The sequence below is a fragment of the Mycolicibacter longobardus genome (assembly GCF_002102265.1).
Taxonomy (GTDB): Bacteria; Actinomycetota; Actinomycetes; order Mycobacteriales; family Mycobacteriaceae; genus Mycobacterium; species Mycobacterium longobardum.
Genome location: NZ_LQPG01000008.1, coordinates 122,409 through 135,616, shown reverse-complemented (window position 1 = coordinate 135,616; position 13,208 = coordinate 122,409). Strand labels below are relative to the sequence as shown.

The window sequence follows — 13,208 nt, the reverse complement described above, 5'->3', positions numbered from 1 at the left end:
ATGATCAGCAATGTCTTGGTGGCCAACCGCGGCGAGATCGCCCGTCGGGTCTTCACCACCTGTCGCCGCCTGGGCCTGGGCACGGTCGCGGTCTACACCGACCCCGACGCGGGCATGCCGCACGTCGCCGAAGCCGACGCGAAGGTGCGCCTGCCGGACACCACGAGTTACCTCTCCGCTGAGGCGATCATCGCCGCGGCCCGTGCCGCCGGCGCCGACGCCGTGCATCCCGGTTACGGATTCCTCTCCGAGAACGCCGATTTCGCCCAAGCCGTCCAGGCCGCCGGGCTGACCTGGATCGGTCCGCCGGTGAACGCGGTGACCTCGATGGGTTCCAAGATCGAATCGAAGAAGATGATGGCCGCGGCCGGGGTGCCGGTTCTCGAGGAACTCGACCCGGAAACCGTCACCGCCGCACGACTGCCGGTGCTGGTGAAGTCATCCGCCGGCGGCGGTGGTCGCGGCATGCGGGTGGTCAGCGAGCTCTCGGCCCTGGCCGACGAGGTGGCGGCAGCCCAGCGCGAGGCCGCCTCGGCGTTCGGGGACCCGACGGTGTTCTGCGAGCGCTATCTACCGACCGGCCACCACATCGAGGTCCAGGTGATGGCCGATCAGCACGGCACGGTGTGGGCCGTCGGCGAGCGGGAGTGCTCGATTCAGCGCCGCCACCAGAAGGTCATCGAGGAGGCGCCCTCCCCCCTGGTGGAACGCACCCCCGGAATGCGGGCCAAGCTGTTCGAGGCGGCCCGGCTGGCGGCCGGCGCGATCGGCTACACCGGGGCCGGCACGGTCGAGTTCCTGGCCGACGAGCAGGGCGACTTCTACTTCCTGGAGATGAACACCCGGCTGCAGGTCGAGCATCCGGTCACCGAGGAGACCACCGGAGTCGATCTGGTCGAACTGCAGATCGCGGTGGCCGACGGAGCCCGGCTCGATGCCGAACCGCCTGCCGCTCATGGGCATTCGATCGAAGTGCGGCTCTACGCCGAAGACCCCGCCCACGGCTGGCAACCGCAGGCCGGTCCGGTGCACGCCTTCGATGCGCCCGGGGTGGTGACGCAGTTCGGCTCACTGCACCGGCGCACCGGCATCCGCTTGGACTCCGGCGTCGTCGCCGGTTCGACGGTCTCCATCCACTATGACCCGATGCTGGCCAAAGTGATCAGCTACGCGCCGACGCGCCGGCAGGCGGCGGGGGTGCTCGCCGCCGCACTGGCGCGCACCCGGCTGCACGGACTGCGCACCAACCGTGACCTGCTGGTCAACGTGCTGCGGCATCCGGCGTTTCTGGACGGTGCCACCGACACGGCGTTCTTCGACACCCATGGCCTGGCCGAGCTGTCTCAGCCGCTGGCGGATACCGCAACGGTGCGGGCATCGGCGATCGCTGCCGCCCTGGCCGACGCCGCACACAACCGGGCCACGGCCACGGCGTTGGGCTCCATTCCCAGCGGTTGGCGCAACCTGGCGTCGGGATTCCAGGCCAAGACCTACACCGACGACAGCGGCACCGAGCATCGGGTCGAATACCGTTTCACCCGAACGGGACTGATCATCGACGATGACGTCACCCTGGTTTCGTCCACGCCGGACCAGGTGGTGCTGGCCGACCCCGCCGGTGTGGCGCGCGCGTTCACCGTCGCGCGCTACGGCTCCGACGTCTACGTGGACTCCCCCGCCGGGGGCGTCCACCTGGTGGCATCGCCCCGATTCCCCGATCCCGAGTCGGCAGTCGCGCATGGCTCGCTGTTGGCGCCCATGCCCGGCAACGTGATTCGGCTGGGCGCGGCGGTCGGAGACCCGGTGACCACCGGCCAACCGCTGATCTGGCTGGAGGCCATGAAGATGGAGCACACCATCAGCGCCCCGGCCGACGGCGTACTCGCCCAGCTCGACGTCAAACCCGGCGATCAGGTAGAGGTCGGCGCCGTGCTGGCCCGCGTCGAAAGTCTCGAGACCCCCACGCAAGCAGAAGGAGAACCCACATGAGCGACACCAGCTTCATCGAAAGCGACGAGCGGCGCGCCCTGCGCGAAGCAGTCGCGGCGATGGCCCGCAACTACGGCCAGGACTACTACCTGGAGAAGGCCCGCGCCGGCGAGCATACCGACGAGCTGTGGAACGAGGCCGGCAAACTCGGCTTCATCGGCGTCAACCTGCCCGAGGAGTACGGCGGCGGCGGCGCCGGCATGTACGAGCTTTCGCTGGTCATGGAGGAGATGGCGACCAACGGCTGCGCGCTGCTGATGATGGTGGTCTCGCCGGCCATCAACGGCACCATCATCTCCAAGTTCGGCACCGACGAGCAGAAGAAACGGTGGATCCCCGGTATCGCCGACGGGTCGTTGACCATGGCGTTCGCCATCACCGAACCGGACGCCGGGTCGAACTCGCACAAGATCACCACCACCGCGCGCCGCGACGGCTCGGACTGGATCCTCAAGGGCCAGAAGACCTTCATCTCCGGCATCGACCAGGCGCAGGCGGTGCTGGTCGTGGGCCGCAGCTACAGCGGCACAGGCGCCAAGGCCGAATCATTGCGGCCCGCGCTGTTCGTGGTGCCCACCGATACCCCCGGTCTGACCTACACGCCGATCGAGATGGAGCTGCTCAGCCCGGAGCGCCAGTTCCAGGTGTTCCTCGACGACGTCCGGCTGCCGGCCGACGCGCTGGTGGGTTCCGAGGACGCCGCCATCGCGCAGCTGTTCGCCGGGCTGAACCCGGAACGCATCATGGGTGCGGCCAGCGCGGTCGGGATGGGCCGCTTCGCGATCGGCAAGGCCGTCGACTACGTCACCACCCGCCAGGTGTGGAAGACCCCGATCGGCGCGCACCAGGGCCTGTCGCACCCGCTGGCCCAGAACCACATCGAGATCCAGTTGGCCAAGCTGATGATGCAGAAGGCGGCGACGCTGTATGACGCCGGCGACGACTTCGGCGCTGCCGAGGCGGCCAACATGGCCAAATACGCCGCGGGCGAGGCGTCGACCCGGGCCGTCGATCAGGCGGTGCAGTCCCTCGGCGGCAACGGCCTGACCAAGGAGTACGGCATCGCCGCGGCGGTCACCGCGTCCCGGCTGGCACGGATCGCGCCGGTGAGCCGCGAGATGGTCCTCAACTTCGTCGCGCAGACGTCGCTGGGTCTGCCCCGGTCGTACTGATGGACACGCTGGTTTCCTACGCGGGGCCCGAAGACACCGGAGACGGCTCGGCCCGGCTGACCCTGGACTCGCCACACAACCGCAACGCGCTGTCGTCCAGGTTGGTTGCCCAGCTGCACGCCGGCCTGCGCGACGCCGCCGCCGACCCGAACGTGCGGGTGGTGGTGCTCGGCCACACCGGCAACACGTTCTGCGCCGGCGCGGATCTGAGCGAGGCCTCCCGGGGTGACCCGGGCGCCAGCCCCGGCGGTTCAGCGAGGCTCGACGGAGGAGAGGCGAAGCTGGGACCGCCGCGTGAACCCGGCGACCTGGCCGCCGACCGGGCCCGCGAGATGGCGGCGCTGATGCGGGCGATCGTCGAGTCGCCGCGGCCGGTGATCGCGGCGGTCGACGGTCACGTGCGGGCCGGCGGCATGGGACTGGTCGGGGCCTGCGACCTGGCGGTCGCGGGTCCGGCCAGCACCTTCGCCCTGACCGAGGCCCGGATCGGCGTGGCACCGTCGATCATCTCGCTGACGCTGCTGCCCAAACTGTCCCCCCGGGCCGCGGCCCGCTACTACCTGACCGGCGAGAAGTTCGGTGCAGCCGAAGCCGCCGCGATCGGCCTGATCACCCTGGCCGTGGAGAACGCGGCGGATGTCCAGGCCGCCGTCGGGGAGCTGGTCGCCAACCTGCGGCTCGGTTCCCCGCAGGGGCTGGCGGCATCCAAGGCGCTGACCACCGCCGCTGTCCTGGACGGATTCGACCGGGACTCCGAGCGGCTCAGCGTGGCCTCGGCCCGGATGTTCGTCTCCGACGAGGCCCAGGAAGGCATGCTGGCCTTTCTGCAGAAGCGCCCGCCCAGCTGGGCGGGCTGACCTACAACCAAGCCCCGCCTGGCCACTTTGACCAACCCCGCTTGCGGCAGAGCTGGTTAGTCGTAGGCTCTTTATCCGATGAGACCTCCATCCCGGCGTAGCCAAGACACCGACGGCACCCAGTCGCGTGCCGCTGACACCGACCGGATCCAGTTGGCGCAGGTGCTCGGCGATGCCGTGGCACACGGTCAACTGCCGATGAGCGAGTACGAGGCCCGGCTCGCCAAGGCCTATGCCGCGCAGACCTACGACGAGCTCGACGGCTTGCGCGCCGACCTGCCGGGTTCCTCGGTCTGCCCGCACCGCGGCGGCGACTGCAAACCCGCCCCCTCCACGGTGCTGCTGGCGATCATGAGCTCCTTCGAGCGGCGTGGACGCTGGCCCGTGCCCAAGCGGCTGACCACGTTCTCGCTGTGGGGCGGCGGTGTCATCGACCTGCGCTACGCCGACTTCACCTCGCCGGAAGTCGAGATCAACGCCTACTCGATCATGGGCGGGCAGACCATCCTGCTGCCGCCCGAAGTCAACGTCGACATCCAAGGTCACGGGGTGATGGGCGGTTTCGACCAGCACGTCGAGGGCAGCGGTACCCCGGGAGCGCCGACGGTCAAAGTGCGCGGGTTCTCACTGTGGGGCGGGGTCGGTATCAGGCGCAAGGAACGCAAGCGGCGCGTTTGACGGCTTTGTGCCGACTGAGGCCACCTCGGTCGACTGACTCCGATACAGCGCCGGCTCGTCGAGTTGGCCGAGCAGTGCCGTCAGCTGTTCCACGAGCTGGTCAGGCCCCAGCTTGATTTCACCGACCAGCCAGGCACTGATCGTCTGCCCCACCCCGCCGACCACGAAATGCGCGGCAGCCTTGATCCGGTCGTTGCCCGGCACCCGCAGGACATTCTGGACGTGGCGGCCGGACAGCATCGCGAACAGCGCGCTCGACTCGGCCCGTTTGCGCACCAGCAGCGCGTTGGTCAGCTGAGTGCTGAACAGCATCCTGCCAACCCGAGCGTCCCCGGCAACGGTCTCAACCAGGTGGGCCATCCCGGCGCGCGTCTGTTCGGCCGCGGGCGCCGCGTCCACGGCGGCCTGGGTGCTCGCCGCCAGATCACTGACCACCCAGTCGAAGACTGCGGCTACGAACTCGTCCTTGTCGGCGAAGCTCTCGTAGAAGTAGCGGGACGCCACACCGGCCCGGCGACATACCCCACGCACGGTCAGCTCGGTCAGCTCCCGGCCACCCAGCAGATCAAGTCCGGCCACCAGCAGCCGTTCCCGGCGCTCGGCTAACCGGTCGGCTGCTTGCACACCCCGATACGGGCGTTCGGGCACGGCGGAAGCCACACCCACCATCTTGACACTGAGCCCCGGGCTGGGCAATATCAGGAAACCGACGTTCTCACAATCAACGAGGTGCAGTCATGACGATCAGCGAGCCGCTTCCCCTGGTGGAGCGTTCGGTGAGTGATTCGGTCAGTGCGGAAAGCACGCCGCCTAGCCGTTCCAGGCGCTCCTTGCTGCCGCAGATCTCCTGTGCCGACAACATGATGATGGGCGTGGCGCTGTTGGCCGGGCCGGCCAACGTGATCATGCAACTCGCGCGTCCCGCGGTGGGTTACGGCGTGATGGAGAGCCGCGTTGAAAGCGGGCGCGTTGACCTGCACCCCATCAAGCGGGCCCGCACCACATTCACCTACCTGGTGGTCGCCACCCAGGGCAGCGACGCGCAGAAGGCCGCCTTCCGCGAGGCGGTGAACAGCGCCCATCGTCAGGTCCGCTCGACGGCCGACAGCCCGGTGAAGTACAACGCGTTCGACCGCGATCTGCAGCTATGGGTGGGCGCGTGTCTGTACAAGGGCAACGTGGATATCCACCGCATCTTCCTCGGCGAGATGGACGACGAGCATGCCGATCGGCACTACCACAATGAGGGCAAGGCGATGGCCACCATGCTCCAGGTGCCCGAGGACATGTGGCCAGCGGACCGGGCCGCCTTCGACCGGTACTGGCAGGAGCAACTGGACAAGGTCCACATCGACGACGCCGTGCGCGACTACCTCCGGCCCATCGCGGCGAGCCGGCTGCGGGGCCTGACCCTGCCGGGCCCCCTGCAGCGCACCAACGAACGGATCGCTTTGTTGATCACCACCGGCTTCCTGCCGCAGCGCTTCCGCGACGAGATGCAGTTGCCGTGGGACGCCGACAAGCAACGCCGGTTCGACCGGTTGATGGGCATGATCCGCGGCGTCAACAATGTTCTGCCCCAGTTCCTTCGCGGCTTCCCTTTCAACCTGATCCTGTGGGACCTGGACCGTCGTATCCGCGCCGGTCGTCCGTTGGTGTAGAGCGGCTTGGCCTCTCGGTAAGTCCGCCTCCACACCTCACGATGCAGCCCTGCGAGAATGCAACCATGGTCGAGCAGAGCCTCTGGATGCAGAAAGTCGCCGCCGATCCCGGGCATTCGCGGTGGTACATCGAGAGGTTCCGCGAGATGGCCCGCACGGGTAACGATCTGGCCGGTGAGGCGCGCCTGATCGACGCGATGGCGTCGCGTGGCGCTCGCATCCTCGATGCCGGCTGTGGTCCGGGCCGCGTTGCCGGCTTCCTGGCCACGGCAGGTCACGACGTGGTCGGTGTCGATGTCGATCCGGAGTTGATCGAGGCGGCCGAAGCGGACTATCCGGGGCCGCGCTACCTGGTCGGCGACCTCGCCGAACTCGACCTGCCGGCCCGCGGAATCTCCGACCCGTTCGATCTCATCGTGTCGGCGGGCAATGTTATGACATTCGTCGCCCCGAGCACCCGTGTCACGGTGCTGCGGCGGTTGCGTGCCCACTGCGCCGACAACGGGCGGGCCGTCATCGGCTTCGGCGCCGATCGGGACTACGAGTTCGGCCAGTTCCTGAGCGACGCGGCATCCGCGGGTTTTGCGGTCGATCTGCTGCTGGCCACCTGGGATCTGCGGCCCTTCACCGAGGACTCCGACTTCCTGGTCGCGGTGCTGCGGTCAGTTCAGTTCGGCAACTGATCTTCCTCGGTGAGCTCGCCCAATTGGTCGACGGCCAACACCTCAGTCATATCCTGCTCCTGATAGGCCAGCCTGCCCACCCGGTGGGCGACCACCGGCGCGGTGATCAACGTGAACAGAATGCTCACCGTCACCATCCCGGCATCGTGGCTGCCCCGCAACCGAATCAACGCGCCGAGCAACACCAACAACAGGCCCAGCACCTGAGGTTTGGTCGCTGAGTGCATCCGGGCCAAGGTATCCGGGAACCGCACCACCCCGATCGCAGCAGTCAGCGCGAGCACCGCACCGGCGAGCACCAACACAGCTGCGAGCCAATCGAACACGATCACGGCTGCCCCCCTGGGCTCAACGGCGCGTCAGGCACCCGGAAACGGGCCACACTGACCGAACCGATGAATCCGACCAGCGCCAACGCCGCGAGGCTGTAGGTCACGGTGGTGTCCCGACTGACCGCGGTCCAAGTGCCGATCCCACCCATCGTCATAGCGGCCAGCGTGTCCAACGCCACCAATCGGTCCAGCGTGCTGGGGCCGACCAACAGTCGGTACATGGTGATGACCGCGGCGATACCGAACAGCACTCCCGCGGTCCCCCAGACAATCGTCATTGCTGTCATCGGTTCTCCTCGGCGGGCAGCGACCCGCCTCCCCGCTCGAAGGCATCCACCAGCAGTCGTTCTATCTGCGCGGCCTGCTCATAGAAAAACTCGACCGTCCGGGCAGACCCGACATCCATCACGTGGCAGTAGAGAATGCGGCGTACCTGGTCGATCTCCAGCACCATCGATCCGGGAGTCAGCGTGATGAAGCTGGAAGCCAGTACCAGCAAGAGATCGGATTGAATGTTCACCTGCACCTGCAACACCCCGGTCTGCGGCGGTGGTCCGGGTTTGATCGCCAACCACATCAATTGGATACTGGACGCCACCAGATACCAGGCGAACAGCCCCGTCAGCTGCAGCAACGGCACCGGATGAAACCGGCCTTGCACCGGCACAGGTGGCAGCGGCAACAGCACCATGATCATCGCCGCGACCACCAGTCCGAGGAGGATGTTGGGGATCGTGAAGCGGCCCCACAGCAGCGTCCAGACGATCGACATGGCGGACACCCCAAAGATCCGCAGCGCGATCGTTCTCATGGCGCACCTCCCGACAGCACGGCCGAGATGTATTCGCCACGGTCGAGGATCTCAGCCGCAGTGCGCTCGGTGTAGCCGAAGATCGGGCCGGCCAGCACGGTGAACGCCAATCCCAGCGCGATCAACCCGAGTGTCGGCACCACCATCCCCAACGGCATCCTGCCGACGTCATCGCGGTCGCCAAAGGAAACCTCGGCGATATCGTCGAGCAGCACCGGAGGCGCTGCGCGCGCCAGCTCGCCCTCGGGGGCGTCGCTGCGCAGGCGCCAGAACGCCTTGGACCAAACACGCGCCAGCGTGAACAGTGTCAGCAGGCTGGTCACCACCGCTCCACCCACCAGACACCACGCCAGCACCGAGCCATCGTTGACTCCGGCCTGTAGCACCGCCGTCTTACCGATGAAGCCCGAAAAAGGCGGAATACCACCGAGATTGAACGCCGGCACCAAGAACACAAAGGCCAGCAAGGGGTTGGCCCCCAAGCCGCCGAGGCGCTTCAACGAAGAAGCTCCGCCCTGGCGTTCGATCAGTCCGGCCGCCAGGAACAGCGTCGTCATCACGATAATGTGGTGCATCACGTAGAAGATCGCACCGGACATCCCCAACCGACTCGACAACGCCACCCCGAACACCATGAAGCCGATATGGCTGACCAGCGTGAACGACAAGGTTCGCTTGATGTCACTTTGTGCAATCGCGCCGAAGATGCCGACCAGCATCGTGAGCAGCGCCGCGACCAGCAGCATCGAGTCCAGTCCGCCGTCAGGAAACAGCAGTGAATGCGCGCGGATCATCGCGTAGACACCGACTTTGGTCAGGATGCCGGCGAACACCGCGGTGATCGGTGCGGGTGCGGTGGGGTAGGAATCGGGCAGCCACGCCTGCAGTGGGAAGACCGCAGCTTTGATGCCGAACGCCACCAGCAGCACCGCGAACACCGCGCTGCGGGTACCGGAGGGCAGATCGCCGGTCCGGGTGGCCAACTCAGCCAGGTTAAGGGTGCCGGTCGCGCCATAGACCAGGGCGATACCGAACAGGAAGATCAACGACGAAGTCATCGAAACCATCACGTAGCCGATACCGGCGCGGATCCGCTCGGAGCTGGCACCGATGGTCAGCAACACGAAGCTCGCGGCCAGCAGCATCTCGAACCCGACGAACAGGTTGAACAGGTCGCCGGCCAGAAATGCCAGCGAAACACCGGTGGCCAGGGTCAGGTAGGTGGGCAGGAAGATCGACACCGGCTGGCGGTCATCTCCGTCACGCACCCCTTGGCCGATGGCGTAGACCATGACCGCCAACAGCACGATCGCCGACACCATCAGCATCAGCGCCGACAACCGATCGACCACCAGGCTGATGCCCAACGGTCCCACTCGGTCCGCGGTTGGGCCCCAGCCGCCGACGTGCACCACCAGGGTGCCATTCCGGTCGGTGAGGTACAGCAATGCGGCGCTCACTGCGGCCACCGCGCACAGCACACCGATGGTGATGGGCCGCTGCAGCCTTGGCCGCCGCCCGACGATGAGTGTCAGCGCCGCACCCAGGGTGGGCAGCAGCACAGGAAGCGGGATCAGGGCGGTAGCGGCACTCATCGTGGCACTCCGCTTTCGGCGACGGCATCCAATTCGCCGGCTGGAACCGGCTCGCTGAGATCCTCCTCGGCGGCGATGATCTCCTCATCGGAGAGCCGCGCCAGCCGGGCGGCTTCCTCGTCGTGAGCGACCTCGTCGCTGGTGGTCAGGTGATGGGAGCGGTAGATCAGGGCCAGCACGAACGCGCCGATCCCCATGGTGATGACGATGGCTGTCAGCACCATGGCCTGTGCCAGCGGGTCGGCGTCGGCGCTCTTGCCGGAACTGGCGCCGCGGATAGGCGGATTACCGTCCGGCCCGGCCACATCGATGATGAGCAGGTTAATGGCATTGCCGATCATCATCAGGCCCAACAACGCGCGGGTGAGGTTGCGCTCCAACAGCATGTACACCCCACAGGCGGTGAGCCCGGCGGCCATCAGCAGCGGAACCAGATGCGTGGTCATGACATCCTCACCAGCGCGCGACGTGCGGCCTCCGACTCCAGCTCCTGGTCCAGCCGCACACCCAAGCTGCGCAGAACATCGAGCACCATGCCGACCACGACCAGATACACCCCCACATCGAAGAACAACGAAGTGACCAGCTTCACGTGACCCAGCACCGGCAGGGTGAACTGCACCGCCGCCGAGGACAACACCGGCGCCCCGAGCAACAGCGACCCCAGCGCGGTGCCTCCCACCAGGCACAACCCGACGCCCAGAATCTTGCCGGAATCCAGAGGCAGCGTCTCGCCGAGCTCGTATCGGCCGCCCGCCAGGTAGCGCAGCGCCAGACCGAGTCCGGCGGCCAGCCCACCAGCAAATCCACCGCCGGGGTTGTTGTGCCCACCAAAGAGGAAATAGACCGAGACCACCATGATCAGCGGGAAGATGATCCGGGTCGCGACCTCCAATACCAGCGACCGCTGATCGGGATCGTGGTAGGCGCTGCCGCGCAGCCAGGTGGTGGACGCGATCGCGGGACTGTACGGGGTGGCCCCTGGGCCCAGGTCCTTGCGCCGTTCACCGGCGTCGGCGACCCGAGGGGCACGCCCGAACCGACGGTCTCGGAACACCATTGAGGCCACCCCGGTAGCCGCGACCAGCAACACAGAGATCTCGCCGAGGGTATCCCACGCGCGGACGTCGACCAGGATCACGTTGACGGTATTGGCACCGTAGCCCCGGAAATAGGCCGCATCGGGCAACAGCGGAGCGACACCGTCGCGGGTGCGGGCGGCCATCGCGAAGGCAGCCAACACGGCGACACTGGCACCGACCGCCACCGCCAGCAGTGCTCGCGGCCACCGGTACTCCGCCGTTGAGCGCTCCGAGGTCTCGGCGGGCAGAGTACGCAACACCAGCACGAAAATCACCAGAGTCACGGTCTCGACGAGCAACTGAGTCAAGGCCAGGTCCGGGGCGCCGTGGAAGGCGAAGGCCACGGCACAGCCATACCCGGTCACGCCGACCATCAGTACCGCCGACAATCGGTTGCGCGCCATGGTGGCGCCGATCCCCCCGGCTACTACCAACACGGCGACGGTGAGCTGCAGCGGCGTATCCCACAGTCGTAGGTCGATCCGGTTGCGCGCGCCCAGCATCAGCGCCGCCAGCGGAAGCAGTATCAGCGTCGCGAAGATCATCGCCTGGTTGATCGGCAGTGAGCCGCGCTGAGTGATGGCGGTCAGCCGCACCGCAGCCACATCGAGTAGCCGAATGAAGTCGTCATATATCTGGTCCGCCTTACCCAGTGGCAGCCGACGCAGTCGGGTGAGCCCTAGTGGGCCGCGAGCGGCGAAGAGACTGGTGCCGACAACCAGCACCAGCGCCGACAGCCATACCGGCAGCCCCAGGCCGTGCCACAGTGCCAAGTGGTATTCGGTGCCGTCGCGCATCGTCTTGGCGTAGGTCTGCAACACGGAGTCGAGCACGAGCGAGAGCATCCCGAGTATCAGGCCGGTGCCGGCCAATATCGCCGGGGGTGTCAAGAACGCCACGGTGGGTCGGTGCAGTTCGGCGACGTGAGCGCTGGGCGCGGACTGGCCCTTGTCGGCGAAGGCGCCCCATAGGAACCGCACGCAGTAGATCACGGTGAATATCGAGGAGAGCACGGCGGCCGCCAACACGTAGGGGCCGGCGGACCCCAGGACCGAGACTCGTGCCTCGGTCCCGAAAATGGTCTCCTTGGCGATGAAACCCAAGAACGGCGGTACGCCCGCCATGCTGGCGGCGCCTGCGGCAGCGATCATGAACAACGCCGGGCAACGTCGTCCCAATCCGGCCAACTCACGCAGGTCGCGGGTTCCGGTGGCGTGGTCGATGATTCCAACCACCATGAACAGTGTCGCCTTGGCCACGGCATGCGCGCACATCGCGGTCAGGCCCGCCAGCATCAGATCGCCGCTACCGGCCCCAACCAGCACCATCATCAAACCCAGCTGGCTGACGGTGCTGTAAGCCAGTACCAGCTTCAAGTCATATTCGCGCACCGCGCGCAATCCCGCCAGCAGGGCGGTCGCCAGGCCCAGAACCGTCAGCGTCAGCCGCCAGCCCGGCGAGTCGGCGAATCCCGGCGTCAATCGCGCGACCAGATATATCCCTGCCTTGACCATCGCGGCGGCGTGCAGGTAGGCGCTGACCGGTGTTGGCGCCGCCATCGCGCCGGGCAGCCAGAAATGCAGCGGCACAATCGCCGACTTGCTCAGCGCACCGACGAGGATCAGCAGCACACCGACCGTTACCACCGCCCCAGACGGCGGATTGGCCACCAGATCCGACAGCAGATAACTGCCGGCAGTCTGACCCAAGATGATCACACCGACCAGCATGGCCAGCCCACCGGCCGTGGTGACCAGCAACGCCTGGATGGCCGCCCGGCGGTTGACGGCGCGCTCCGCGTAGTGGCCTATCAGCAGGAACGACAGCACCGTGGTCAGCTCCCAGAACACGTAGAGCACCAGCATGTTGTCGGAGACCATCAGCCCGAACATGGATCCCGCGAACCCGACCATTTTCGCGGCGAAGCCGGGCAGCCGCGGATCGGTCTCAGCGTCCGGACCGACCGGGTGGAAGTACTCGGCGCAGTAGAACAGCACCAGGGCGCCAATCCCCAATGCCAGCACACTCATGATCGCGGACAATGAATCGAAGCGCAGCTCGATGTCCATCGACAGCCCAGGCACCCAGGGCACCGTCGTGCGGAGGTCGTCGGCCGGGCTGGCCGGCCAGTTCGCCACGACCCATCCCAGCGAGATCAGCGGGATCGCTCCCAGCAGGTAGAACGCTGCCCGACCCAGCCTGCGCACCAACCAGGGCGCAGCAGCCGTGCCAACAACATGGGCAAGCAGTATCCCTAGCATCACGCTCCACGGGCCGTGTCAATCAAGTCGATGGGATCGGGTCCGAAGACCACCCGGATGGGCAGTACACATCCGCATACATCTTCC

Annotated in this window: 13 protein-coding genes; 6 read left to right on the top strand and 7 right to left on the bottom strand. The window is 67.0% G+C overall.

The window, feature by feature from the left end:
* From AWC16_RS03355 to AWC16_RS03340, 4 genes are all read left to right on the top strand, one after another.
* On the top strand, nucleotides 1–1,989 hold the full coding sequence (locus AWC16_RS03355; RefSeq protein ID WP_085263374.1) for an acetyl/propionyl/methylcrotonyl-CoA carboxylase subunit alpha: 1,989 nt from the start codon (nucleotides 1–3) through the stop codon (nucleotides 1,987–1,989).
* A complete protein-coding gene (locus tag AWC16_RS03350; protein WP_085263373.1) occupies nucleotides 1,986–3,161 on the top strand; it encodes an acyl-CoA dehydrogenase family protein in 1,176 nt (391 codons plus the stop codon). The genes AWC16_RS03355 and AWC16_RS03350 overlap by 4 nt, the downstream gene beginning before the upstream one ends.
* Nucleotides 3,161–4,018: an enoyl-CoA hydratase family protein gene (locus tag AWC16_RS03345; protein ID WP_085263372.1), complete on the top strand. Its 858-nt coding sequence runs from the start codon at nucleotides 3,161–3,163 to the stop codon at nucleotides 4,016–4,018. Before AWC16_RS03350 ends, AWC16_RS03345 begins: the two co-directional genes overlap by 1 nt.
* Nucleotides 4,019–4,096: 78 nt before the next feature.
* Nucleotides 4,097–4,696 carry a DUF1707 SHOCT-like domain-containing protein gene (locus tag AWC16_RS03340; RefSeq protein WP_085263371.1) on the top strand — a complete coding sequence of 200 codons (600 nt, stop codon included), beginning with the start codon at nucleotides 4,097–4,099 and terminating at the stop codon, nucleotides 4,694–4,696.
* Here the strand turns inward: AWC16_RS03340 and AWC16_RS03335 are convergent.
* A complete protein-coding gene (locus AWC16_RS03335) occupies nucleotides 4,643–5,356 on the bottom strand; it encodes a TetR/AcrR family transcriptional regulator (RefSeq protein WP_409370637.1) in 714 nt (237 codons plus the stop codon). The two genes, AWC16_RS03340 and AWC16_RS03335, sit on opposite strands and share 54 nt — an antisense overlap.
* 77 nt (nucleotides 5,357–5,433) lie before the next feature.
* Between AWC16_RS03335 and AWC16_RS03330 the strand changes: the two genes are divergently transcribed.
* Together AWC16_RS03330 and AWC16_RS03325 are read left to right on the top strand one after the other, a co-directional pair.
* Complete coding sequence (locus AWC16_RS03330; protein WP_085263369.1) at nucleotides 5,434–6,357, top strand: oxygenase MpaB family protein; 924 nt, start codon at nucleotides 5,434–5,436, stop codon at nucleotides 6,355–6,357.
* A gap of 65 nt (nucleotides 6,358–6,422) precedes the next feature.
* Nucleotides 6,423–7,040, top strand: a complete 618-nt coding sequence (locus tag AWC16_RS03325; protein ID WP_085263423.1) for a class I SAM-dependent methyltransferase — start codon at nucleotides 6,423–6,425, stop codon at nucleotides 7,038–7,040.
* Here AWC16_RS03325 and mnhG read toward each other — a convergent pair.
* From mnhG to AWC16_RS03295, 6 genes are read right to left on the bottom strand one after another with little or no spacing between them, the layout of a single operon-like run.
* Complete coding sequence (gene mnhG / locus AWC16_RS03320; protein WP_085263368.1) at nucleotides 7,025–7,372, bottom strand: monovalent cation/H(+) antiporter subunit G; 348 nt, start codon at nucleotides 7,370–7,372, stop codon at nucleotides 7,025–7,027. The genes AWC16_RS03325 and mnhG overlap by 16 nt on opposite strands.
* Nucleotides 7,369–7,650 (bottom strand): monovalent cation/H+ antiporter complex subunit F, encoded by a 282-nt coding sequence (locus AWC16_RS03315; RefSeq protein WP_085263367.1) that lies wholly within the window; start codon nucleotides 7,648–7,650, stop codon nucleotides 7,369–7,371. The genes mnhG and AWC16_RS03315 overlap by 4 nt, the downstream gene beginning before the upstream one ends.
* Nucleotides 7,651–7,655: 5 nt before the next feature.
* Nucleotides 7,656–8,183: a Na+/H+ antiporter subunit E gene (locus AWC16_RS03310; protein ID WP_085263366.1), complete on the bottom strand. Its 528-nt coding sequence runs from the start codon at nucleotides 8,181–8,183 to the stop codon at nucleotides 7,656–7,658.
* Entirely contained in the window at nucleotides 8,180–9,778 is a 1,599-nt protein-coding gene (locus tag AWC16_RS03305) for a Na+/H+ antiporter subunit D (RefSeq protein ID WP_085263365.1), read from the bottom strand. Before AWC16_RS03305 ends, AWC16_RS03310 begins: the two co-directional genes overlap by 4 nt.
* On the bottom strand, nucleotides 9,775–10,224 hold the full coding sequence (locus AWC16_RS03300; protein WP_085263364.1) for a Na(+)/H(+) antiporter subunit C: 450 nt from the start codon (nucleotides 10,222–10,224) through the stop codon (nucleotides 9,775–9,777). Before AWC16_RS03300 ends, AWC16_RS03305 begins: the two co-directional genes overlap by 4 nt.
* The gene (locus AWC16_RS03295) at nucleotides 10,221–13,121 is read right to left on the bottom strand and encodes a Na+/H+ antiporter subunit A (protein WP_085263363.1); all 2,901 of its coding nucleotides are present in this window, start codon (nucleotides 13,119–13,121) and stop codon (nucleotides 10,221–10,223) included. Before AWC16_RS03295 ends, AWC16_RS03300 begins: the two co-directional genes overlap by 4 nt.
* Nucleotides 13,122–13,208: the final 87 nt, after the last annotated feature.